Annotated in this window: 18 protein-coding genes; 6 read left to right on the plus strand and 12 right to left on the minus strand. The window is 69.8% G+C overall.

The window, feature by feature from the left end; genetic code table 11:
• Positions 1-237: 237 nt before the first annotated feature.
• Entirely contained in the window at positions 238-1,242 is a 1,005-nt protein-coding gene (locus tag E6R62_RS18675) for a DUF932 domain-containing protein (protein ID WP_136214605.1), read from the minus strand.
• Between the two features lie 249 nt (positions 1,243-1,491).
• Here E6R62_RS18675 and E6R62_RS18680 point away from each other — a divergent pair, with 249 nt between their 5' ends.
• Positions 1,492-1,965, plus strand: a complete 474-nt coding sequence (locus E6R62_RS18680) for a hypothetical protein (protein WP_136214606.1) — start codon at positions 1,492-1,494, stop codon at positions 1,963-1,965.
• A 243-nt stretch (positions 1,966-2,208) separates the two neighbouring features.
• Positions 2,209-2,463 carry a hypothetical protein gene (locus E6R62_RS18685; RefSeq protein WP_136214607.1) on the plus strand — a complete coding sequence of 85 codons (255 nt, stop codon included), beginning with the start codon at positions 2,209-2,211 and terminating at the stop codon, positions 2,461-2,463.
• Positions 2,464-2,676: 213 nt separating this feature from the next.
• Here the strand turns inward: E6R62_RS18685 and E6R62_RS18690 are convergent, their stop codons facing one another.
• From E6R62_RS18690 to E6R62_RS18705, 4 genes are all read right to left on the minus strand, one after another.
• The gene (locus E6R62_RS18690) at positions 2,677-3,003 is read right to left on the minus strand and encodes a hypothetical protein (protein WP_136214608.1); all 327 of its coding nucleotides are present in this window, start codon (positions 3,001-3,003) and stop codon (positions 2,677-2,679) included.
• Between the two features lie 207 nt (positions 3,004-3,210).
• Positions 3,211-4,620 carry a hypothetical protein gene (locus tag E6R62_RS18695; RefSeq protein ID WP_136214609.1) on the minus strand — a complete coding sequence of 470 codons (1,410 nt, stop codon included), beginning with the start codon at positions 4,618-4,620 and terminating at the stop codon, positions 3,211-3,213.
• A gap of 426 nt (positions 4,621-5,046) precedes the next feature.
• Entirely contained in the window at positions 5,047-5,685 is a 639-nt protein-coding gene (locus tag E6R62_RS18700; protein ID WP_136214610.1) for a hypothetical protein, read from the minus strand.
• 100 nt (positions 5,686-5,785) lie between these two features.
• Positions 5,786-7,093 (minus strand): DNA polymerase III subunit beta, encoded by a 1,308-nt coding sequence (locus tag E6R62_RS18705; protein ID WP_136214611.1) that lies wholly within the window; start codon positions 7,091-7,093, stop codon positions 5,786-5,788.
• A 228-nt stretch (positions 7,094-7,321) separates the two neighbouring features.
• On the opposite strand from E6R62_RS18705, the gene E6R62_RS18710 reads away from it, so the two are divergent.
• Entirely contained in the window at positions 7,322-7,792 is a 471-nt protein-coding gene (locus E6R62_RS18710) for a hypothetical protein (RefSeq protein WP_136214612.1), read from the plus strand.
• Here E6R62_RS18710 and E6R62_RS18715 read toward each other — a convergent pair.
• The 4 genes from E6R62_RS18715 to E6R62_RS18730 all read right to left on the minus strand — a co-directional run bounded on the left by E6R62_RS18715 (position 7,752) and on the right by E6R62_RS18730 (position 15,902).
• On the minus strand, positions 7,752-9,848 hold the full coding sequence (locus E6R62_RS18715) for a hypothetical protein (RefSeq protein ID WP_136214613.1): 2,097 nt from the start codon (positions 9,846-9,848) through the stop codon (positions 7,752-7,754). The genes E6R62_RS18710 and E6R62_RS18715 overlap by 41 nt on opposite strands.
• 49 nt (positions 9,849-9,897) lie before the next feature.
• Entirely contained in the window at positions 9,898-11,868 is a 1,971-nt protein-coding gene (locus tag E6R62_RS18720) for an ATP-binding protein (protein WP_136214614.1), read from the minus strand.
• Positions 11,865-12,572 carry a hypothetical protein gene (locus E6R62_RS18725; RefSeq protein ID WP_136214615.1) on the minus strand — a complete coding sequence of 236 codons (708 nt, stop codon included), beginning with the start codon at positions 12,570-12,572 and terminating at the stop codon, positions 11,865-11,867. Before E6R62_RS18725 ends, E6R62_RS18720 begins: the two co-directional genes overlap by 4 nt.
• A 642-nt stretch (positions 12,573-13,214) precedes the next feature.
• Positions 13,215-15,902, minus strand: a complete 2,688-nt coding sequence (locus E6R62_RS18730) for an ATP/GTP-binding protein (protein ID WP_136214616.1) — start codon at positions 15,900-15,902, stop codon at positions 13,215-13,217.
• 347 nt (positions 15,903-16,249) lie between these two features.
• Here E6R62_RS18730 and E6R62_RS18735 point away from each other — a divergent pair, with 347 nt between their 5' ends.
• Positions 16,250-16,528 (plus strand): hypothetical protein, encoded by a 279-nt coding sequence (locus tag E6R62_RS18735; RefSeq protein WP_136214617.1) that lies wholly within the window; start codon positions 16,250-16,252, stop codon positions 16,526-16,528.
• Here E6R62_RS18735 and E6R62_RS18740 read toward each other — a convergent pair.
• Complete coding sequence (locus E6R62_RS18740) at positions 16,489-18,537, minus strand: zeta toxin family protein (RefSeq protein WP_136214618.1); 2,049 nt, start codon at positions 18,535-18,537, stop codon at positions 16,489-16,491. The two genes, E6R62_RS18735 and E6R62_RS18740, sit on opposite strands and share 40 nt — an antisense overlap.
• Before the next feature lie 871 nt (positions 18,538-19,408).
• Here E6R62_RS18740 and E6R62_RS40925 point away from each other — a divergent pair.
• Positions 19,409-19,711, plus strand: coding sequence for a hypothetical protein (locus E6R62_RS40925; RefSeq protein ID WP_240801751.1), 303 nt, complete (start codon positions 19,409-19,411; stop codon positions 19,709-19,711).
• 69 nt (positions 19,712-19,780) lie between these two features.
• Here E6R62_RS40925 and E6R62_RS18750 read toward each other — a convergent pair whose 3' ends face one another.
• Complete coding sequence (locus E6R62_RS18750) at positions 19,781-20,170, minus strand: hypothetical protein (protein WP_240801752.1); 390 nt, start codon at positions 20,168-20,170, stop codon at positions 19,781-19,783.
• 254 nt (positions 20,171-20,424) lie between these two features.
• Complete coding sequence (gene lexA / locus E6R62_RS18755; RefSeq protein WP_136214619.1) at positions 20,425-21,114, minus strand: transcriptional repressor LexA; 690 nt, start codon at positions 21,112-21,114, stop codon at positions 20,425-20,427.
• Between the two features lie 185 nt (positions 21,115-21,299).
• On the opposite strand from lexA, the gene E6R62_RS18760 reads away from it, so the two are divergent.
• Complete coding sequence (locus E6R62_RS18760) at positions 21,300-21,527, plus strand: hypothetical protein (RefSeq protein ID WP_136214620.1); 228 nt, start codon at positions 21,300-21,302, stop codon at positions 21,525-21,527.
• The last annotated feature ends 35 nt before the right edge of the window (positions 21,528-21,562 follow it).

Raw genomic sequence — 21,562 nt, forward strand, 5'->3', positions numbered from 1 at the left:
AAACTGATGACACATCAGGGAATTAGGATGGGAATTCAGCCCGCCCGGGAAACGAATAGGGAGCCACCCCGGAAAAGAGAAAGAGGCCCTTCCGGGCCTCCCCCACACAGCTATCACACCGTCAAAACACCCCACCACCCAGCCACTTCCGCCGGCCGCCCCGGGGGCGGAAAGCGGCACCAGCGCGCTCCCGGCCGGGAAGGGGGGAGCAGCCTTCCGGCTGCTCCCCGAGTCGGGCTAAACGGTCACGAGGCGGAAGGCGCGCTCCATCACCTCATCGGCGGTGCCGGTGATCACCCGCTCCGCGCGCGCGGCGCTCTTCAGTTCCGAGGTGGCGCCGCGGGCCGGGGCGACGTGGTTGGCGTACTCGGTGATCGCGTTGTAACCCGCCCACGCTGTTCCCCGGATCCCGGCCTGGGTGTCAGCGTGCTCGAACAGCATCCGGATGGTGTTCCAGCGGGTGAGCTGGTTGTTCTTCTTCCGGGTGCTGTCGCCGTTGGCGACAGGCCACAACTGCTCCACAACCGACCGCAGCATGGGGGTGGTCATCTCCGCGTCCAACATGCGCTGAGCGGCCCTCTCGAACTCCTCGGCGTACTTGAACGTGAGCCCCAGCGCCTGCCGGGCCTCGGCGATCCGGCCCCGCGCGCCCGAGGTGTGACGGACCGTGTAGCTGCTCTTCGCGTTGCGGAGCCCAGCCCGCAACGTGTTGGCGCACACCACCCGGACCGGGGTAACGACGATCCGGAAGGCGCTGGAGCCGTCGTGGGAGTTGAACGCGGCGATGTACAGGTCGACCTTGTCGCTCTGGCCGATCGTCATCGACTGGGGCAGCTTCATCGTCAGGAACACCTGACGGCCTCCCCGCAGCGAGCCCGCCGTCTCGAAGTGCGCCCCGGACTCGTCAACCAGGTAGTTCAAGAACTCCGCGTGCTCCTCGTTCTGGACCGGCGTGTAGTCCGGACCCACAACACCGAGTGTCTCCGGGCGCCCGGTCTTCGGGTGGGTACGGACGCTCGCGCGGTGGTTCGGCACGTCCAGCAGCGTCGCGCCCTCGGCCGTCAGCTCGGTCGCTTGCAGACCGACAAGGCGGACGTTCCAGCCGTCCAGCGCAGCCAGCCGCATCGCATCCTCCGCCGTCAACGCCTGCGTCGTCACGGTGCCCAGCCGGTGCCAGGCACTCTGCTGCGCGCTCACGAACGCCGCCGTACCGTCACTGAACTGCTCAATCAGATGCGCCATGAAACTCTCCTCGTATGCGTGTCCGGTGTCCGCCGACTGCCACCGCCGACCAACAAGAAAACTATACCATGCATGCATCACTTGGCGCCCCTCGCGCCTCCCAGCGGCGCCCTGGCAGCGGCCGAGCTCCGATCAGGGGCAAGGGACGTAGCGCGGTCGGTATCGCGTGAGCTACCGTCAAAGCGCGCCTACGGGCGCTACGTCCACGGACATTCGGACCTCCGGGTCCCCTCCCTACGAGGAGCTCGCGTGCTTACTCTCACTCCCATCGAACGCGACATGCACCGCCTTCTGCGCTCCCTTGCCCAGGCTGGCGACCCAGCAGATCCGCTCTCCGCTTGCATCGGCTACAAGGAATTCGCGCAACGCGTCGACCCGCACGGCAAGGACCCCTACACGTCGCGGCACCAGATGCACGGGCTCTACCCAAAGCTCGGCCACATCAGCGTCTACGAGCACCAGCACGGCCGGCCACTGTTGTCGGCGCTTGTCGTTGCCAAGGCAACCGGCCGACCCGGGGACGGCTTTGCCGAACTTGCGTCACAGCTCGGCTACGAAGCCGCCGAGGATGCCGGGTTCTGGGAGCATCAGGTAGCGCAGGCAGTGCGCTTCTGGTCCGCTGACGACCCGGTCATGCTGCTGGACTCCGCGATGGACCAGGTGTTGAAAGAGCTCGGCTCGATCAAGCGCGCCGTACGCCGACTCGCCGCCCAGAAGGGCTGACCTGGCGGACAAGTCCATCCAGAACTGGCGGCGGCCCGCGCTGCCACACCGTCTCCGCCGCAACGCCGTGGCCTTGGGCACGGGTGGACGGGCATCGGCACGGCTGAGGAACCAGCTGATCCGCATGTGTACGCGCGGGGGCGCGTCTCCGGTCCATCGTCTCCGCAAAATCGCCCATCAGGGCCGGCGCTGCGCCTGAGCCGTGACAGGATCCCTCCACTGCTATGAGAGGTGGAGGGATCCGTGCGCCTGACGAGGGAAGTACGCCAGCAGCTGCTGGAGATGAACGAGGGCTTCGAGCGCAAAACCAGCTATGAGGCGCGCAACATCTCTGAATACCGGCACTATCGGATCACGGGCGGGGAGTTGCGCATCCGTTCCAGCGGGAACACCTCGTGGGCAGACAGCCGCTTCGACAGCGAGGACGTCGCCACTGACGAGCAAGTGCACCGGTTCCTAAGGAAGTATCTGGACCAGCTGAACACCGACGGGCTGTAAACGGTCTCTCAGCGAACGTGCAGATGCTCGCCGCCCCGCCCCAGCTCCGGGCGATCGAGGCCTTCTCGACGGCGACGGCCACCCTCCAGGGGCACCTGGACCGTAGCGGGGACGGCCCCGTCGTCGTCGTGATCGGAATCGCATCAGGGGCTCCTTCGAAGAGCCAGCCCTGGGGCGCGCCCTGGCGCCCCAGGGTGCGTCTCAGAACGCCAATCAGGCGAGGTCAAGGAGCACCGCGACGACGCGTTTGGTGACCTCCTCCAGGCCGTCCGAGGCGCTGATGCAGTCGAAGTACTCCATGAGGAAGGTCGGCTCGGCGTTCTTGTCCGCGTGGACGTAGAGGTCTCCCTCGTGGTCCACGCCCACGATGAACCGGACGCCGTCCAGGGTGGTGATCTCGCCGGTCACGCCCCAGTAGCCGGACTCGGCATGCCAGCCGTCGCCGAGGAACTTGACCGCCTGGCGTGCGATGTCGGAGATGGAGAACTTGTACTCGCTGCCGGGCTCCGGGTCGTACGGAACCGCCCAAACAGTGGTCATCTGAGAACCTCTCGATCGTGTCTTCGGGTCTGGTCGGCTGCCACCACCAACCAATGAGACAACTATACCATGCATGCATCACATTTTGGAGTTGATGCACACCTCCCGGGTGGGCTGAATCCGTTGGCGTTCGCCCCGGCCCCGGGGCCGGGGCCGGGGCCGGGGCCGGGGCCGGGTTCGTCCGCCGGGCCTCCGACTACCGTCTGATCACACCTCGGACGGAGCGCCGGCGGCGGCAGCGCTCCGGTTACGGGCCAGGTCTGCGCAGCGGATTCCTCCGCCCGGGTGCCATTCCACGGCCGGCTCGGCAGACGCGCCGTGCTCTTCGCACCAAGGGACGGGGATGACGCCGCCGCAGGCCTGGCCCTTGCACCCGCAGGCCTTGCCCCGGCCCGCGTACGCCAGGCCGTGTCGCACCACTCCGCCAGCCTGCCTGTCCGAGGCGGCGCCCCGGAGGGCGGCCGGCCACGCCAGGGTCACCTTCAGTCCCCCCGATCCGTTCCTGAACAGGTCGATCAGCCGTACCTCGCCGGGCACCGCCAGCGGGGCGGCTCCCGGCACGGTCAGCCTGCGCAGCGACGCTCCGAACTCCCCGGCCGTGAGCTTCGCCAGCGTGTCGGCGTCGTCCTCGGTCGTCCAGGCGGACAGCTGGTCCTCATCCTCGGCGTCGTCCGCCAGGAGCAGCCGCGGGCCGTCGAGGCGGAGCCTTGTCGGGCCTTCGGGGCCGTCGAGGAGCAGCATGGCCGGCGGGATCTGGGACGGGATCTTGATCTTGTCGTGGTCGAGGAGCCAGCTGGCCACCGCGCTGCGGTCGAATTCCGGGTGGATGTCCGACCCGCCGACCGGGGCCGGGAAGTCGGCATGCCGTCTGCGCCAGTTCACCACCGCGGCGCGGCCGACTCCGGCGATCGTGGCCACCTCGGCCAGCAGCACCACGTCGCGCCCGGGTGCGACCGGGGCGAGGCCCGCGAGCGGCGAGCGGCGGCCGGCGGGCACCGTGCGCAGCGCTTCCCAGTCCACTCCGGGCCGCAGGACCGGGAGCAGGGCAAGATCGACCCCCGAGTAGAGGGGGACCTTGGTCCAGCCGCCGTGGGACTTGTAGTCGATCATCACTGAGCCCGCCGGGGAGATCCATCCGAGCCTGACGACCTGGTCGTAGTCGACCCTGCGCACGCCCAGGCGGACCGCGGCCTGGTCCGGGCCGAAGGGGACGTGGCGGTCGAGCAGCGCCGGCAGGTCTCGGCGGCGGGCGAGGGCGGCCAGCTGGTCCGGGTGGACGTCGGGGCACGCCGCTTCCCCGCCGAGCCAAACCAGCAGGCCGGCCTTCACCAGGTGGCCGACCGCTGCAGCCGTTACCCGCGGGCGGCACCGCGGCAGCGGCTGGCCCAGGGCCTCGGTCAGCCGGTCCGCCGCCTGCCCCGCGGCCATCGGCCCGCGCAGGGCGGCGCGGACGCCTTCCGCGTCCGTCGCGTCGACCGCGGACCGCGACCACTGCCCCGGCCCCGCGTCCGCCGGCGGGACCAGTCCGGACCCTGCCGCCCACCGCCAGGCGGCTACCGGGACTCCGAGCCTCCCGGCCGCGCCCTGCTCGTCGTAGAACTCCCGCTGCTTGCCCATCACGAACTCCTCTCCGGGCCCCGTCTGGAGCCACGCCCGAAAGATTGCGAAAGATCCAATTTGCTGTCAATGGCCCATGTTTCAACGGCAGTTGGGGGCGCACCGCCAGATCCCCGCCCGCGTACGCGAGGGGTGAATTCACTCCTGCGGGTGAAGGCCGGAGCCGGTCTGGCAGGCCGGTGAGCGAAGGCACGGTCGCGGCACGGGCCGGGCCGGAGCCGCCCCTGGCTGCCGGCCCGACCGCAGGCCCGGTCCTGGCGTACGGCGCACGATGGAAGCGCCCCCGGCCGTCGCGGACTGGGGCGCCGTCCCGGCCGCCCGCAGGCTGCCGGCACGTGCTGGACGCGCCCCGGTCCCGGCCCTTCCCGTGGCGGACCGAGACGAGTCCTTCCACGGACAGGGGCCTGGTCCGCGTCGGGTTGAGCGTCAGGGCTGGGGCGTCGCCCCGCCGGTCTCGGGCCAGAAGTCCCAGGGCCAGAGTCCGCCGATCGCGTAGCGGCCATGGGCGTCCGGGGTGACGCGCTCGGTGCCGGACTCGTCCCGGTAGGTCGCGTCCCAGGTGAACCTGAGCGTGCCGTCGTACTCGAACGCTGCTGTGAGACCGCAGTTGTCCCGGTGCAGGTCTTCGACGATGCGCTGCGCAGTCCCGCGGGTGAACAGGTAGGTGTCGTAGGGGCATCGCGTAGCTGTGGTGGGCTGCCCGGGGTAGGGCCCGTACTGCGTCCCGTCGACCGTCAAGAGCTCAAGGGGCGCTGCTGGGGAGGGCGCCTGTGGGGTTGGGCTCGGTGCGGCGTCACCCGGGTTTCCGGCGGGCAGGCCGGCTGGAGCGGGCACGACCGTCACGCTGTGGGCCGGAACCGCGTAGCGGGTGCGGCCGGTTCCTCCGGTCTCGCGCGGACGGGAGCTTCGAAGGACATCGACGGTGATCCGTCCGGTGGGGTGGAAGCCGTGGACGACGCCTTCCACCATCTCGGTCGAGTGGGCGCTGCGGCCCCACTTCCGAGGGAAGAGGACGTGGGCGTGGTGCGTGATCGGGGTTCCTCGCCAGTCGAGCATCAAGGACATGGGAGTACCTCCTGTGTGGGTGTGTTCGGGCGGGCGGGGTGCCACTCCCCGCCGGGGCGGGGGTGGGGCGGCGCGCCCCACCCCGCGGGCGGTTGTTCGCTCAGGAGAGGCGGACGCTCATCAACAGGTGCTTGTAGCCCTGGCCAGCCATTTCGGGGCCCTCGGTGAAGAGTCCAGGCTTGGTCATCTGTCCGTTCTTCATCTCACCCAGGTGCAGGGTGATGGTGTCGCCGGTAAACGTGCCGAGCGCGTCCAGCAGGAAGCCCGGGTTGAAGGCGGCGAGGCCGCCACGCAGGCCTTCACCGGTGCCGTGGGTGATGGTCGTCGGGATGGACATGCCCTTGGTTCGGGCCTCGCCTTCGGCCGTGCCCAGACGGGGGGCGAGCGTGAGGTTGCCTTCGGTGTCCCAGGCCAACATCACGGGGATGTTCTTGAGCCCCTTGGCGTTCAGGACGGCCTGGCACTTCTTGACGGCCCGAACGGTCGTGGCGCGGTCGAGCCGGACCGACGTCTCGCACGTCTCGGGGAACAGCTTCCCGTACTTGGGGAGGCTGCCGTCCAGTGAGCGCATCGTGATGGTGATGGCGCCCAGCGACAGCGTGGCGCGGGGAGTGGGCAAGATGACCACGGGCTCCCCTTCGGCATGGTCGTCTTCGAGGATGCCGATGCCCACGGGCCCGTCGTGGCTCTTCAGCCGCTTGGCCAGGGCGGAGAGGGTGACGGCCGGGATGAGCGCGGCCAAAGACTGCTCCGGCGGCTGCACGGTGTGGGTGACCGGGACTTCCGCGACGGCGAAGCGGTAGCGGTCCGTGGCGGCCATGGTGAGAGTCTCGCCGTCCAGCGTGACCTGGATGCCGGTGAGTACGGGCAGCGTGTCGTCGGTGCCCGCCGTGGGCAGTACGCGGTTGAGCTGGGCGAGGAAGGTCTGCGCGTCCATGGTGGCCATGGCGGGCACGGCCTCCAGCGGCTGGGTGTACTCGTGGATGTCGTGCGTGGTGATGGGCACCGTAAGGTGTTCGGTGGCCAGCAGGTCTCCGGCGAGCGAGACGCGGGTCTGGGCCGCGACGGCCTTGGGCTCCCCGGCGACCATGGCCGCGAGCGTCTTCTTCAGCTCCGGGAAGTCGAGGAGCGAGGAGCCCTTCCCGGCGGGCGTGGCGGCCGGGACCATGACCGACACCGCGGTGTCGAAGTCGTAGGCGCTGAAGACGATGCGGTTGCCGCCGGTCTCGATCAGCACACCGCGCTGAGCGGGTGGCTGCACCTTCGGGGCAATTCCGAATTCAGCGAAATTCAGTGCGTCGATGATCTCCGCGTGGATTCCCGTGAAGTTCGCGGTCGGCTTTACGGCCTCCGTTTCCTCCTTCTTTGCCGCCGTGGTGGTAGCGACCTGCGTTTCGGACGTGGTCATGGCTCTCCCTGGAGAGTGAGGTGTGGATTCGGCATGTTGACCGGCTGCCACCGCCGACCAACAAGACAACTATACCATGCATCACTCACGATCAGGGCTAGTCAGACGCTCCAATCGGCCCAATCTGCAGCGAAATCGGGGAGGTGAGCAGCCTCCGGTCCGTCCCCGCACGCGAGGAGCCGGCGCCCCGTGGCCGCGCCTACGGCGCCGTTGCGTCGTCGGGCGGATATGACCACCAGCACGGAGCAGATCACCGGCGAAACGGCCGCCCTGGACCTGATGCGCGGGTACCTCGCCGCAGACCCGGAAGCCATCGCGGCCGCCGCGGCGACGGGCGCCGTGTGCCCGATCACGGCCGCCTCCATGCGCCAGCAGACCTCAGGGCTGCTGACCGAAGCCGTCCTCGCCGACCCCGGCTTCTCCCCGTACCGCCGCGCGGTGATGGGGCCCGCGGGCATCGAATGGCTGGAGAGCGTGCCCATGGAGACGGCCGTCGCCGAGGCGGTCCTGGCACTCGCACGCGACGGTGCAGCACCGCGCCTCGCTCTGACCGATGCGCAGCTGGCCACCGTCTTCGCTCTGTCTGCCGTCGCCCGCTGTGTGCGCGCGTACGGACCACAGGGCACCATGCGGCACTGGACCGAATCGGGTCCGGTTGCTACGCCGAGAAATCGCTGGGGGTGTAACGGTTGCCGGTGACGACGGCCGCCACGACCGCGCGGTCGATCAGGGCGTTCGGTGGACGATGCTTGGCCAGCCAGGTCAGCTCGTCGACGCGGAGGGTGCCGACCTTCCTTTTCTCGGTGAGGTCCAGTACGAGCAGCTGGCCGAAAGGAGCGGTGGTGTTGGTGTATTCCGCGGCTTGAGCCAGGTATCGCTTTTCCAGGTAGGCCCGGTCGTTGCTGGTGTGGTTCTTTTTGATCTCGGTCAGGTACTGGCGGGATCCGAAGTGGACGAGGATGTCCGCCCGTCCAAGGGCCCGGTTGACGGCTTCGACCTGCACCAGGTGGCCAATCTGGCCGCTGAGGAGCCAGGTGTAAAAGTGCTGCTGCAGGTCTCCTTCGACGGGAACCAGGTCGCCGTCGGCCTTGTCGAAGCGCCGCCGGTAGTCACGGAACTTGATGCGTTTACCGTCCGGGCCGGTCCGCCCCTCGCCGAAGGCAGTGGCGGTGTCCAGGTCGGCTGCGGCCCTGAGGAAGTGGACGGTCTGGCCGACCAGGACGGTGAAGGTCCGGCGGGTCTCTCCGACGAAGTCGGGGAAGGTTTCCAGGCCGTGCAGGAGACGGTTGAGCAGCGGCACAACGACGGGGTCGGAGTTGTGTAGCCGGGTGAGGTCTGCGCGATAGGCCAGGTCGTCGATCACCTTCAGGTCGTCGTCGGTGCTTCTGCGGGCGAGTCGGGCGGTGAAGTCACGTCCGAGTGCTTTTACTGCCGCGGGGGCCAGTCGGTGGGCGCGTTCGGTCTCCGCTTCACCGGGCGGTTCCTCAGGGTCAGCGCCCGCGGTGCTTCCGTGCTCCCGCCGGCCCGAGGGCCGTGCCGTCAGTTGCTGTTCCACGCGGGTCAGGAGTTTGGACGCTGTCTCCTGGTCGAAGCCCGTGGTGGGGTGGGTGTCCGGTTCGGTGACAGCGCGGCGGAGCTGGGCGAGGAGGGACTGCTGGCGCAGGAAGGTGTCTTCGATGGCGGGTTCGACGAGGAGGGACATGCCGTGTTGCGCTGAGCCGACAGGGCAGACGGTGCGGGCTGCCTGATAGGCGGTCAGGACGTGGTCGAGTGCTCCCCAGGGTTCCATCCAGACGGCGTCCTGCAGGTGTTCGGCAGCATGTTTCAGCTGTAGTACGAGGTGTTCCCACGCGACTTCGGCCGCCTTCTGCGGTTGCAGCCAGGCGGGTTGGTGCATGCCCCAGCTCCAGGCGTGCCGCTGGTTGAGGGTGGCCGCGAGCCGGTCGGCGGCTTCGTTGAGTCTGGCGCTCTGGCCGGCGGTGAAGGCGAGCAGGGCGTCGCACACGGCGGCGTAGGCGCGGGCGTCGTGGCGGGCTTCCTCGGCGGCGTCTGCTGTGGTGAAGCAGGTGTGGGCGGCCTGGAGGTGGTCGATGACGTCGGCCACGGTGCGGGAGGTGAGCGCGGTGCGCAGCCGGTCGTATCCCAGTTCGACGAAAGCGTCGATGTCGCTGGCTTCGTCGTTGGAGAGGCGTTCGAGGTGGGAGCGCAGGGTGGCGGTGATGGCTTGCTCGTGGCTGGACCAGCTGTCCAATCCCAGGCCGATGATGCGAGGCAGGCGCTCGGTGAGGTCTTCTGGAGTGTCGCTCTGTTCGAGTTCCTCCAGGATTCCCCAGACCTGGTAGGGGTTGACCGATTTGGCTACCGCGAGGCGGACCGCGCCTTCGAGGCGGGCTGCGGCGAGCAGCGGCTGGGTGCCTGTCACTGTGTTGAAGTCGTTGAGGAGTGCTGTATTGAGGGCTTTGGCGAGGTGCTGTGTGGCCGAGGCGCTGGTGAGGAGCGTTTCGAGGGTCGCGGTGGTGTGCAGGAAGCTGGACTGGTGGGCGAATCCGCCGGGGAATGTGCCTGCGATGTCGTGCCAGTCGGTTTCAGCGTGGTCGAATGCGTGGGTGACCGCTTCGGCCAGCAGGGGGGCGTAGGGACCTGCCGCGACCGTGCCCATCTCGGCACGGACGGCATCGGCGGGCATACCGAGTCCAGCGAACGTGATCTCCCGGCCTTGTTCGGCCAGGGCGCTGAGCTGCTCGGCCAGACCCATGCCGCCCTCTCCTGTCCTGGTCGTGCGTTTTGTGGGGGAAGGGCTGTGTTCACCACATGGGGCGGCCCTCGGGTACCTCGACGATACGGTCCTTGGGCAGTACGCCGTTGGCAAGGGTGAAGTCGGCGGTGGTGATCAGCACCTGCAAGCTGTTCTCGTCAGCCAGTTTCGCCAGTTCCGTGACCAGACTGTGGGCGTCGAGGTCCTGGATTTCCTCGGCCTTGGGGCTGTCGATCAGCAGCAGGCCCGGGTGGGTGGACAGGCCATGTGCCGCTCCGACCCGCAGCAGCGCGATGACCACGGCGATACGCAGACGCAGCCGCTCGCCAGCGGACAGCTTGCTGAAGTAGTCGGCGACTCCCCCGTCCTTGATGACCTTCAGCTGGGCGGCGCGGTTGATCTCTACTTTCTCCAGGGAGGTGATGCCGAAGCGGCGACCGAGGTCGGCGATCTCCTTGTTGACGTCCTCGAACAGTCGCTCGGCAGCGGACTTGCTGTCGCTGTCCAGGACGGTGACGCCGGCCTTGAGGACATTGACGATCGTGCTCTCGTAGGGGTCGCCGTTACTGCCTGGCAGATCGGGGAGAACGGACAGCGCTCCTTCCAGACGCAGGATCGCTTCCTGTGCCTCGACTCGCTGGGGGAGCAGAAGGACGGACTGGGCCTCGCGCAGGCGTGTTTGGGCGGCTGCAAGCAGGTCGGTGAGCCGGGTGAGTTCGGCCTCGGCGGCTTCCAGCGCCTGGCGGGAGGTGGACTCGGCTTCCTTCGCCTGTTCCAGGCGCAGTCGTGCCTCGTCCTGTACCTCCTGCGGGTTGTCGTCCTCGCCGGTGACCGGCCGGGCGCAGACGGCGCAGGCGTGGTGGTCGCGTTCCTGCAGACGCCGGTCTTCGGCAATCTCCTGGTCGCAGCGGGGGCAGGCCTGCGGGTCCAGGCCGTGGAAAAGGAGCCGGGCGGTGAGACTCTCACTCACATCGTTCAGCAGGCGTTCCTCGCGGCGCCGGTGCTCCACCGCGCGCCGGTGCACGCGCATCAGGCCTTCCCAAGTCTCCTGGGCGTCGGCCACCTCGCGTGCGAGTCCTGCCGCTTCGGCGGCCAGGGATGTCAGGGATTCGTCCTCGCCGGGGCCCGGCAGCGCGGCCAGTCGGGCGCGGGCCTCGCGCAGCTCGCTCTCCTTGCGTTCGCGTTCCTCGCGGCGCTGCTGGAAAGCGCCGTGGGCGTCGGCTTTGCGGCGCTTGGCGGTGGAGCTCCTGACGTCATGGGCGGCGCGCACGCGGGTCAGGGTCGCGGCGGCCGGGAGGTCGAGGAAGACCTGGAGAAGGCGGCCGGGAAGGCCGCCCATCATCTGGTCGCCGAGCAGCACCTTGTCGCCGCCGGCGGGCAGGTAGATCGCTCCGTAATAGACGGGCCACCCATGAGCCTGTGTGCCGGTCTCATTGAGTGTGTTGAGCAGGGGCTGCAGGTCGAGGCGGTCGAGCATGAAGGCCTGGATGTGCTGGGCATAGCTCTCGGCGCTGCCAGCGGTGATGAGAGCGGTGATCTGGCCCGCGTCGTCGGGCGTGCGAGCCGTTTCGAGCGAGCCTATGTCGGGGCCGGTCAGTACCTGTGCGCGGACGATCTCGCCGTCGATGCAGTCCAGGCGGAAGCCGAGGGGCTGGCCAGCCACGACGATGTCGAGGTCCAGGTGGCGAATCCAGTTCCGGACCCCCGACTGGAGGTCACGCGGGGTGCCGCGCAGGCACCAGGTGATCAGTTCCAGGACGCTGGTCTTGCCCCGCAGATTGGAAGCGACCAGTGCCGTCAGGCCCGCGCCGAAGCGGAACGTGGTGTCGAACGGGCCCGGCTCAAGGGACCCGGTGCGCAGGCCGGCCACGCGCATCCGGTACAGGCGCAGTGACCGCGGGCGGGCGGGAGTCAGGGTGAGAGGCAGCCCGTAGGTGGCGAAGACGTCGCGGACGTCGACCTCGCTGCTCTTGGCCTGCCGGGCGATCCGGGTCGCAAGAGGCTCCTCGGCTTCCGTCACGACTCCCCCTCGTTGCCGTTGGTGGCGCTCTGCGCGCGCAGTGCCTCAAGCCGGGCCCTGGCCCGGATGCTCACCGATCCGATGCGCGTGCCGCGTGCCGCTTCGGCGTACTCGCGCTGCAGATACTGCCGCTTCTTCAGTGCGGTGCCGCCCAGTCCGTCAGCCAAAGCGACCACCAGGGCGACCCGCTCGACGTAGTAGGAGAACACCGGTGCCTCACTCACCACGCGCTGGGCGACCTGGTCGCCGTGCTGGGTCAGGTAGTAGTCGTGCTGGCGCACGTGGTTGACGGTCCCCCGCCGGCGTCGCACGACCAGGCCGCTGCTGCGCAGCACCGCGAGCGCGTCGTCGAGAGGCTCGTAGGCGCCGAAATGGTGGCGCAGCATGGGATACCGGCGGACCTCGGGCTCCTCGGAGTCGAGGATCTGACCCGCGAGCTCCAGCAGGGCCGGCTCCTTGCTCGTCTCGTAGTCAGTGAGCAGCTCATCGGCCAGGTAGTCGGGGTTCCTCAGCCAGAAGTCCAACTTCTGCAGGCGCACCTGGGTACGGACCACCCCGACTGCTTTGCCGAGACCGGGGTCGGCGAGGTCGAGGTGTGTGGGCTTCTGGCCGGCGCCGCGAATCAGCAGAAGGAGGCGCACCGCGTCCTGTTCCCGGCTAGTGACGGGAGCATCCGGGACGGATGAGGCAAGGTCGTTCTCCATCGAGTGATCCTAACGATGATGCGCTGCCCGCGAGGGGTGGTTCCTCGACCTCATCGCCTCACTCCGCGAGGTTCACGTACCGTCGGCGTGGCCGAACGCCGGAGCACTCCTCCGGGCCGCCCCCGACTGGTTCGCTCTGGACCGCACCGTCGGCCAAGCGACCGCCCTCTACGTCGCCTACGAAAAGGACATCTTTGGGGCGCCCGCGGCTGCCGCCGGAAGGGCGGCTGGCCGGGAGGTGTTGCCTGGGCGGTGGGGGCGCCGGCGGTGAGGAGGGGGAGAGCGATGAGGGCGAGTGCAGGCAGCCCGCTGCGCATCAGGTTTGTGATCATGCTCGGGTTCTAGCGGCCCGCGAGCGCGCAGGACAGTCCAAGATCAGCTGTGTCACCTAGCCGGGTGGGCGGGTTCACCGGGGAAACGATCGTGCTCGGTGACTGGTGCCACTCAGCCAGGGTCGGTTCGTCGGGCTGATAGGCGATGGGTTGGCGGGCGCTCATCACACACACCAGTGCGATCACGCGTACCCGTGCCTGGGCCACGGTCGACAGACTTGAAGGGGCACTCGCCATCACTGGCCACTGCCACTCCTTCTTTGGTCTGCACACGATCCGCTGAGCGGACCTTTCTGTTTTCGCGCTTGCGTCAGCGGACGGACTGCTCAACGGTGCCGAGACGGGATCGGCGGTCCTGGACGAGCTGCTGCCAGTGGGCGCGCACGGCGTTCGGGCCGTCGAGCCAGGTGGCGGGGGACGGGCTGGGCAGGGGGAGGCCGGCCATGAAGTGGGCGATGTCGGCGTAGTAGGTGTAATCGCCGGTCCTGGCGAGTTCGCGCAGCCGGCTGATGACGACGCGGACCTTGTCCTCCTCGCCCTGGATGGCGTGGTGGAAGGCGAGGGCGAGTTCGAGGACGGCTTCAGCGGCGGTGACGCCTGTGTCGCGGATCTCAGCGCGCAGCGCTCGGGCTGCCTCAAGACCGGGGAGGGCACCCGCATCGCGGACGAGCGAGGCGATCCTCACGGTGAGGCTCGTGGCGCGGAGGTCGAGTCCGGTGAGGAGTTGTTCTGCGAGGTGGAGTTCGTCATCCGCGGTGTCGGGGTCGGTGAAGGCGAGCACGAGGGCGCGCTGGGCCTGGCTGATGGCACGTTCTCCGGCGACCCCGTGCTGCTCGGCCTGGTCGCGTGCGGCGGTGTAGGCGGCGGCCGCGCGGTCCATGTCGCCGTGAGGCCACAGGATGTCGCCTTCGATGCGGTGCTGGCGGCCTGCCCAGCCGAGGGTACGTGCGGTGTCGTACGCGGTGGGGAAGTCGCCGGCGAGGCGGGCGAGGTGGGCCAGGCCGCGGCGGGCGGCGGGGGCGAGGCGGCCGCCGCCGTCGGCGACGAGCTGCATGCCGGCACGTGAGCTGGCGGAGTCGCCGAGGTCGCGCTGGGCCTTGGCGAGGTAGTACACGGCCATCTCGTGCAGGTCGGCCGGGAGCAGTTCGCTGTTGGTGATGGTGGTGAGGCGGGAGGCGGTGACTGAGCGGTGCTCGTGCTGGCGGCGGGCGAGTGCGGCAAGGAGCTCGGCGAGGGCGTCGGCGGCCGTCTCCAGGCCGCTAGTGCCGTGGGGGCCGGCGGGCGGGGCGATGGGTTCCCAGACGGAGTCGCTGACGTAGGCCCAGGCCGCGTCGGCGAGCCAGCCGAGGTCGAGACGGAAGTCCCGGGCGAGGGGGAGGCTTTGGCGCAGGCAGCCGACCAGGAGCATCCGGTCCCGACCGGTGTGCGCTGCCCATTGGGCTCCAAGGGCGGTGAGGGCTCGGCCTGCGGCCTGTTCCCAGTCGCGCTCCGACCAGCGGTCGTCGGTGGCGTCGTCGGCGCTGCGGATGGTGGAGCGGATCAGGCCGTGCAGGTGGTAGGGCCACAGCCCGAAGGGGTTCTCGCGGATGAATGGCCGCTCGATGAGCCGCATTGCCGGGGCTTCGTGCGGCAGGCCGGCGGCCGCGGTGGCCAGGGGAAGGTCGAAGGCGTCCAGCAGGCTGATGGAGCGCAGGACGTGGCGTTCGTCGGGGGTGAGGTCGGAGAGGGTGCGGGCGATGAGGGCGCCGAAGTCGTGGTCGAAGTCGGCCGGGGCCGGTCGGCGGGTGCGGCGGATCTCCAGGAAGCGGAGCACAGACAGGTCGAGGTAGAGGGGCAGGCCGTGGGAGCGTTCGGTGATGACCTGGCGGATCTCGGCGCCGATGAGGGGCTGGCCGTCGTGGGTGAGGCGGCGGGCGAGGTGGTCGTCGCAGTCTTCGGGGGAGAAGTCGCCGACGAGGACCTGCTGACCGTGGCCCGCAGCCGGCCGGGCGGCACGGGCGGCCGGAATACCGCTGGCGGGGGAGACCAGGCCCGGCCATGCGGTTGGGCCGGTGTAGTCGAGCTGTCCTTGGAGACCCGGGTCGGCCCACTGCAGGCGTGAGCGGCCGGTGACGACGAAGAACACGTTCGGCATGAGCCACACCACCCGCTGGATGAGACGTTCCAGATCGCGGTGCGTACGGTCCCCGACGTCCTCGAAGGTGTCGAGCAGCACGACCGGTATTGACTTCTTGTTCGCGGGTAGCTGGGCGAGCTCCCAGGCCAGGAGGTGCGGGTAGAAGGACAGGGCGTCCAGGTCCGGCTCGGCCTCCAGCAGGGCCTCCAGCCGCGTGCAGCCGGCCAGCGCCCGGACGGTCTGGCGGCGTTCGCGCAGCGCCTTGACCAGGGATCCGGTGAGGGCGCCCACGGCGGTTCCGACGGTGCCGGGCAGGAGCAGCGCCTGGGCGACGTCGGAGAGCGCCGACTGCATCTGTTGCGGCATCGCTTTGCCAAACCGTGCCGCCAGGCCCCTGCTGCTCAGGTACTCCTCCAGGCTCTCGCCGGGGTGCTGCTGCTCCCAGTAGCGGCGCAGCGCGATGTCGAAGGCCGGCAGGGGCTGGCCCAGTTCGGTCAGCGCGGCACGGATGGTGAGGACCAGGTCCTCGAAGGAGGTGCCGGCAGAGCGGGAGAGGTCGATGCGGACGGGCAGGATGCGTTCCATGGACCAGGCGGGCTCGCCCCACTGCGACGGGCGCTGGTCGGCGCTGGCAAGCGCCGCCTCCAGCTTCCTCGACAGGGTCGTCTTGCCGATGCCGCCGACACCGTGGAACACGATCACGTTGTTCCGCGGCCGCTCCAGGTCCTCGACATCGAAGCCCGGATCCGCGACATGCCGCAGGTGCTCGGCCAGGGCAGCCGCGACCAGGTCCCACTGCGCCTGACGGTTCGTGAACGCCTCGGCCGCCGCCACCGTGCGGTCGTTCGTGCTGAACAGCGCCCTGAGATCCCTGCCTGCCACGCCCACCCCCGAAGTCATTGATCAACCGCGTCCAAGTTACGCCGTCACCATGGGCCGTGGGGGAAGCACGTCCGGAATCCGGCCAGGCCGGAGAGCGCCAGCAGGCTGCCCAAAGCGTCTCGTCGGGGAGGGGCCCGCGCTGGGAGGATTCCGGGATAGGAGGGCACCCGGGTGCTCAGCGACGACTTCGGTGTGCCTGCGGGCCCAGGGACTGGATCTGCAGGCCATGGGACTTTCCGCCGGCTACCGCAGGAGCTCCGGCAGCCGACGGCTGAGCGCGAGCCCGGGACGAAATGGAGGAGAATGATCCCTTTACCATCAAGATCATTCAGGAAAGGGTGGTCCCCATGTCAGACCCGAACACCGCCGCCTTCGAGCCCCTGGACGGCGACGAGGACCAGCTCGCACGTGACGCCGTGCGGGAGGTCATCGCCTTCTACAACACCCGTATCGCCGCCGAGCGCCGAGCATCCGTCCCTGACGACGAACACATCGAGCAGCTGAAAGCCGCCCGGCAGGCCGCGATCGACGACCAGACGCGCTTGGAAACCGCTGGCCCCGGGGATGCCGCCCGTATCGCAGCCGACTACGCGGCCCGCCTCAAGGAGCTCACCGACCAGTCGTAGCGGCCTGGCAGAACCAGCGGCCACACCTCCGGCCGGGGGCGACCGATCCGCGGCGGCTGCATCCGGGCCGGCATCAACGGCCGGGCCAGCCCCACGATCTCGTCCAGCTCCCGCCGGTGCCGCGGCAGTGCCTCGCGCAGCGCCCGGTGCAGCGCCAGGAACGCGGCCGCCTCCGCCTCGGTGTAGGGGCGGGCGCGCTCCGCGGCGAGCGCCCGGGCCAGCTGGGTGCTGCCGCACTCGGAGCGCAGCAGGGCCTGGCCGTCACGGCGGACCAGGGTCACGGCCGAGATCGCCGGATGCCCGGCAGCAAGAGCGGCGATGTCGGTGAGCGCGTGGAAGCACTGGTCGTGCCCGGCGCGGGAGGTGAAGCGCCCGTTGATACCGAGCTTCTGAGCGCGGGCGTAACGCAGGGCGGTGGCGAGGCGGCTGTCGGCTTCCCGGACGGCCAGCACCACGAGTTCGACCGGATACCCGGCGCGGTGGAACGGCTCTGCGCTGGCGAGGAACTCGGGGATGCTGCCGGGGGCGCCTTCGACCAGGGCGTCCCCGCGCTGCCGCCGTACGTACTCCTCGGCTTCGGCGAACCAGGCCCGGTAGTCGGCGCGGACCGCGGCTCCGGCGTTGCGCGGGTCCTCTTGCAGCAGGCGCAGGTAGTCCGGGTGGGACACCTTGAAGTCGTCACCCACCAGGTGGGTCGTGCCCGGGCGCATGGCCCGGCGGACCATCCTGGCCGTGGCTGACTTGCCTGCGCCCGGCTGGCCCAGCACGTACACCGCACGCGGGTTCTCGCGCGGCAGGATGCCGGTCAGGTACGACGGGGCGATCAGCTCGTCGAAGATCCACCGGTGCTCCTCGGCCGACAGCCGGTGGTAGTCCACGCCGGGAGCGCCCTTGCGCGGCTGGGCGATGCGCCGGACCGGTTCGGCGAGCGCGGCCGCCCGCTCGGTATCCCGCTGGACGGCCAGACGCCGGTCCTCGCAGTGCAGTTCGCGGTGCAGCCGCTGATCGGTCCGCGCGAGGGTACGTCGGAAGACTGCAGTCTCCTGGGCGCTCCAGGGCCGGGAGCGCTCGCACGCCACCGCCCGGTCCGCCGCAGGCCGCCGCCGCCATACCTCGCCGGTGAGCTCGTTGTCGTAGAGGACGGTGCCGTCGCGCCGCATCACGGTGATGCGGTCGGCCAGCTGCTCGGCCTCGATCACCGCCAGCGTCACGAGCATCTGCCGGGCGCAGGTGTCGTGGTTCTCCCACGACACGTACCGGCCGCCGCCGGTCACCGCCTCGGACAGGAAACGGTCCACGAGGCCGAGCTGGCTCCAGGCTTCCGCTGTCGCCACTCCCACCACCTCGATCCGGTGCCCTGCCTGCCGGTACGCAGTCGCCGACGTTCGGAACTCCGCCGGGTCGGCAAGGGCGGACTCGACGACCGCGTCGAACGCGTGCGCACGGACATGCTCTTCAAGCGTGGCCTGCCAGCGGCGCGTATCCGGGCGCACCTTCACGCCGGCGGTGCGGACATCAGCCGCCAGATACTCGGCGTAGTGGGGGTGAACCGGCTTGAAGAGGTCGCTGCAGATCCGTACCGCGCCACCCCGCTGGTCCAGCGCGGCCTGAACGAGGTCGGCAATCTGTGTCTTTCCCGCGCCTGGCTGCCCGGCGACGACAACGACGACGGGGCGGGGCTGGCGTGCGGCGCCCGTCGTGGGCCTCGGACCGGGAGGCAGTATGCGGGTTGGAGAGACGTCTGGGTCTGGGCGCCATGCCGTGGCGGGCCGAGACAAGTCCTGCTCGAAGGCGTGGGCGCTGAGGACGGGCCGGTTGCGCACGGTCTCGATCAGCACCCCGCGCTGCGCGGGCGACTGAGCCTTCGGAGTAGCTCCGAGTTCGGCGGATTTGAGAGCGTCGATGACATCCACGTGAATGCTGGCGAAACCGGCGATCGGCTGTACGGGGCGCCCTTCCTCCTTCTTCGTGGTGTCGGAGGCGCCAACCTGCGTCTTACGCGTCGTCATGGCTCTCTCTGGGGAGTGAGATACGGATTCGGTGTGTTGGCCGACTGCCACCGCCGACCAACCACACAACTATACCATCCATTCATCATAATCGGGGCTGGTCGCGCCCCGTATTCGCCCCCAATCTGCCCCGGAGACACAGGCTCCAGGACCAGGGCGACGAGCTCAACGCCACCAACCGGGAGCTCATGGCCCAGCTCAACCGCCCCGATCGCTCCTCCAGCTAAACGAGACCCCGGCCGGCCGCTCGACGGCCGCCGGGCCGGGCGAAGCAGTGACTCCGCTCGCCCCAGGGAGTCAATGGAGGCGTGCCGGGTTAAGCACGACCAGGTCCGCGCGTACGAGCTGCCCGCGGCCGTGGGGGCCCCGCCAAGCTCCAGCGCCTGGTCCTCGCCGCTGTGCTCCCCACGTAGATCAGGCCCTGCTCGACGCCCGCCTTGCGGAGGAGGAACTCCAGCGGGATCGTCTTCAAGCGCTCACTGAGGGGTGGCCTGCCGGGCGCCCACGCGGTGGCTGACAGGCGGACGCTTCGCGCGGCGCCTCGGTGGCAACTCGCCCTCCGCCAGCATGAAGCAGGAGGGATCGGGAGCCAGGGCTGTGGGCCTTCCTGAAGAATGACGACCATGAGGAATACGAAGGCGTTCAAGGAAGCAGTCGCCGACACGCTGGCCGAGCTGGCCCACCGGGGGGTGACCGTCCGGCCGGGTACGGTCGCCGACACCAGAACATCCGCGCCGTAGCCGAGCGGCTCGGGATCCAGGAGCGCTCCGCCTGGCGGTACTTCGACCCGGCCGGCCTCGCGGCCAGCATCGCCCAGCAACGGCAGGCGGCCGAGACCAGCAGCACGCCCGGCCAGGTAGGGCGCGCGCCGATGCCGCCAGTCGACAACCCGGAGCTGGCGCTCATCCTCGGGGGTGTCCCCGACGCCCTGGAGGAGAGCGGCGGCGACCTCTACAGCGTCATCGTCAACGTAGCCGTCAACGCCTGGATGGCCGGCCACATCCACGGCGAGGACGGCTGCACCGGCTGTCAGGACAAGCGGCCCACTGGCACCGACTGGCAGGCCCGGATGGACACCATCACCGCCATGCAGCCCGACATCACGAAGTGGTTCAACCGGGAGGTCTGGACGTCCGCCCTCAACGACACCGGCTACGGCGTCACCCGCCGCTGACCCAGGCCGTGCTCATCCAGCGGCGAGCGGGCAACTCTGCGAGGGCTCGGCGGTGGGGCCGCGCCCGTCTCAGCCCCGCGACCGGTTCGGACGGTGGGGCCGGCGCCGGCCCGGTGAGGGGTCGGGAGCGGCGTCCGGTGAGGAGAACCCGCCCGGTACTGCGGTGCGCTGCGCCGGCTGCTCCACGGAAGGGGCCGCCGGGGTGGGGACGGCGGGCTTGGCCCCAGCCAGGATGGTGATGTGCGGGATGTGGCGGGCGCAGGTCTGGCAGACCTCTGCCAGGGTCCAGACCTGGCCGACGGCCGGGTTGTGGACGAGGACCAGCAGGCTGCTGCCGGCGCACTGGACGGGGGATTCGTGGAGGGCGCAGTGCGCGCTGCCGCAGCTGCAGGCGGCGTTGGGGCGGGCGCCGGCGAGGCGTCCGTGGGCCTTGATGTGCTCGGCGGCGAAGCGGCGCATGCTCGCTGCGTCCTTTGAGCGTGGCGGCATCCGGCATGCGGCGGTGCTGCAGGTGACGGACACGGTGTGATCGGGGTGGCCGGTGAGGCGGACCGTCCAGGTCCGTCCCGGCACGCGTGCTCCGGGCATCAGGGTCAAGTCGGGGTCCCGTCGTTGTGCTGGTACGTGCCGGCGTTCTGCCGGGCTCGTGCAGGGGGCCGCGTGCGTACGCCGCGGCCGAGGCGCGTCCCATGGGCGGCGCGGGGCGCTCTTGCTCAGAGCGCGCGCAGGACGGCGACTACCTTGCCGAGGATAACTGCGTCGTCGCCGGGGATCGGCTCGTACGCCGCGTTGTGCGGCATAAGCCAGACCTGGCCGTTCTCGCGGCGCAGCCGTTTGACGGTGGCCTCGCCGTCCAGCATGGCGGCGACGATGTCACCGTGGTCTGCGCTGTCGGTCTTTCTCACGGTGACGATGTCGCCGTCGCAGATGGCGGCCTCGATCATGCTGTCGCCGACCACCGTCAACGCGAACAGCTGGCCTTCGCCGACCAGGTGCCGCGGCATCGGAAGGACGTCTTCGACGACCTCCTCGGCGAGGATCGGCGAGCCGGCGGCGATGCGGCCGACGAGCGGGACCTGGACGGCCTCTGGCGCCGTGCCGGCTGGGGGGTCTGAGAGGTCGGCGTGCTGATCGCTGCGGACGCGGTAGGCGCGGGGCCGGTGCGGGTCCCGGTAGAGGAAGCCCTTGCGCTCCAGGGCCATCAGCTGGTGCGCGACGGAGGAGGTACTGCGCAGGTGGACGCCTTCGCCGATCTCCCGCATCGAGGGCGGGTAGCCCTTGCGGGCGACGGTTTGCTCGATGAAGGCGACGATGGCGGCCTGGCGGGTGGTGAGTCCGTCCGGGCCCGGGCGGGTGACACCGGGCGGGCGCCCAGGGCGGGCTCCGGATTCGATGACGTGCATGTGGTGCTCCCCCCTGAAGGGATCTTGCGTGCAGGGACAGTAACCCGCATACCACCCGGGACGGAACATCTTTTCGATAACAGCGCGTGCCGATGTCGCAGCGGGTGGTGAGGGGGCAGACGACGAAGGCCGTCCTCGGCCTCGCGCGGCTTGCAGCGGGGAGGCGCACCGCTCATGATCCGCATGTGCCGTTTCACGTCAGGCTTCGCTTCGGCCCGCCGCCCTCCCCCGCCATCACCGGCACCTGGGACAGCGAGGCGACCGCCGAGCGGAAGTTCCGGGGTTTCATCGGCCGCTACGGCAGCCGGGCCGACGTGCGCATCGAGCTGCTGGAGGAGACCGCTGACGGACAGCTCATCGTGGTGAGGAGGTGGACGAAGGATCACGGTGAGGAGACCCGTCCTCGTTCGTGAGGCCTCTCCACAGTGGGCGGCGGGTCAGCACAGCT

This window comes from Streptomyces sp. A1136 (assembly GCF_004795055.1).
Taxonomy (GTDB): Bacteria; Actinomycetota; Actinomycetes; order Streptomycetales; family Streptomycetaceae; genus Streptomyces.

What these genes read in the sequence shown, in the direction of transcription:
- E6R62_RS18710 (WP_136214612.1), top strand. Translation starts at nt 7,322, where the DNA reads ATGACCACCAGCACGGAGCAGATCACCGGCGAAACGGCCGCCCTGGAC.
- E6R62_RS18705 (WP_136214611.1), bottom strand. Translation starts at nt 7,093, where the DNA reads ATGACCACGTCCGAAACGCAGGTCGCTACCACCACGGCGGCAAAGAAG.
- E6R62_RS18740 (WP_136214618.1), bottom strand. Translation starts at nt 18,537, where the DNA reads ATGACGACGCGTAAGACGCAGGTTGGCGCCTCCGACACCACGAAGAAG.
- E6R62_RS18675 (WP_136214605.1), bottom strand. Translation starts at nt 1,242, where the DNA reads ATGGCGCATCTGATTGAGCAGTTCAGTGACGGTACGGCGGCGTTCGTG.
- E6R62_RS18690 (WP_136214608.1), bottom strand. Translation starts at nt 3,003, where the DNA reads ATGACCACTGTTTGGGCGGTTCCGTACGACCCGGAGCCCGGCAGCGAG.
- E6R62_RS18700 (WP_136214610.1), bottom strand. Translation starts at nt 5,685, where the DNA reads ATGTCCTTGATGCTCGACTGGCGAGGAACCCCGATCACGCACCACGCC.
- E6R62_RS18735 (WP_136214617.1), top strand. Translation starts at nt 16,250, where the DNA reads ATGTCAGACCCGAACACCGCCGCCTTCGAGCCCCTGGACGGCGACGAG.
- E6R62_RS18695 (WP_136214609.1), bottom strand. Translation starts at nt 4,620, where the DNA reads ATGGGCAAGCAGCGGGAGTTCTACGACGAGCAGGGCGCGGCCGGGAGG.
- E6R62_RS40925 (WP_240801751.1), top strand. Translation starts at nt 19,409, where the DNA reads ATGCCGCCAGTCGACAACCCGGAGCTGGCGCTCATCCTCGGGGGTGTC.
- lexA (WP_136214619.1), bottom strand. Translation starts at nt 21,114, where the DNA reads ATGCACGTCATCGAATCCGGAGCCCGCCCTGGGCGCCCGCCCGGTGTC.
- E6R62_RS18715 (WP_136214613.1), bottom strand. Translation starts at nt 9,848, where the DNA reads ATGGGTCTGGCCGAGCAGCTCAGCGCCCTGGCCGAACAAGGCCGGGAG.
- E6R62_RS18750 (WP_240801752.1), bottom strand. Translation starts at nt 20,170, where the DNA reads ATGCGCCGCTTCGCCGCCGAGCACATCAAGGCCCACGGACGCCTCGCC.
- E6R62_RS18725 (WP_136214615.1), bottom strand. Translation starts at nt 12,572, where the DNA reads ATGGAGAACGACCTTGCCTCATCCGTCCCGGATGCTCCCGTCACTAGC.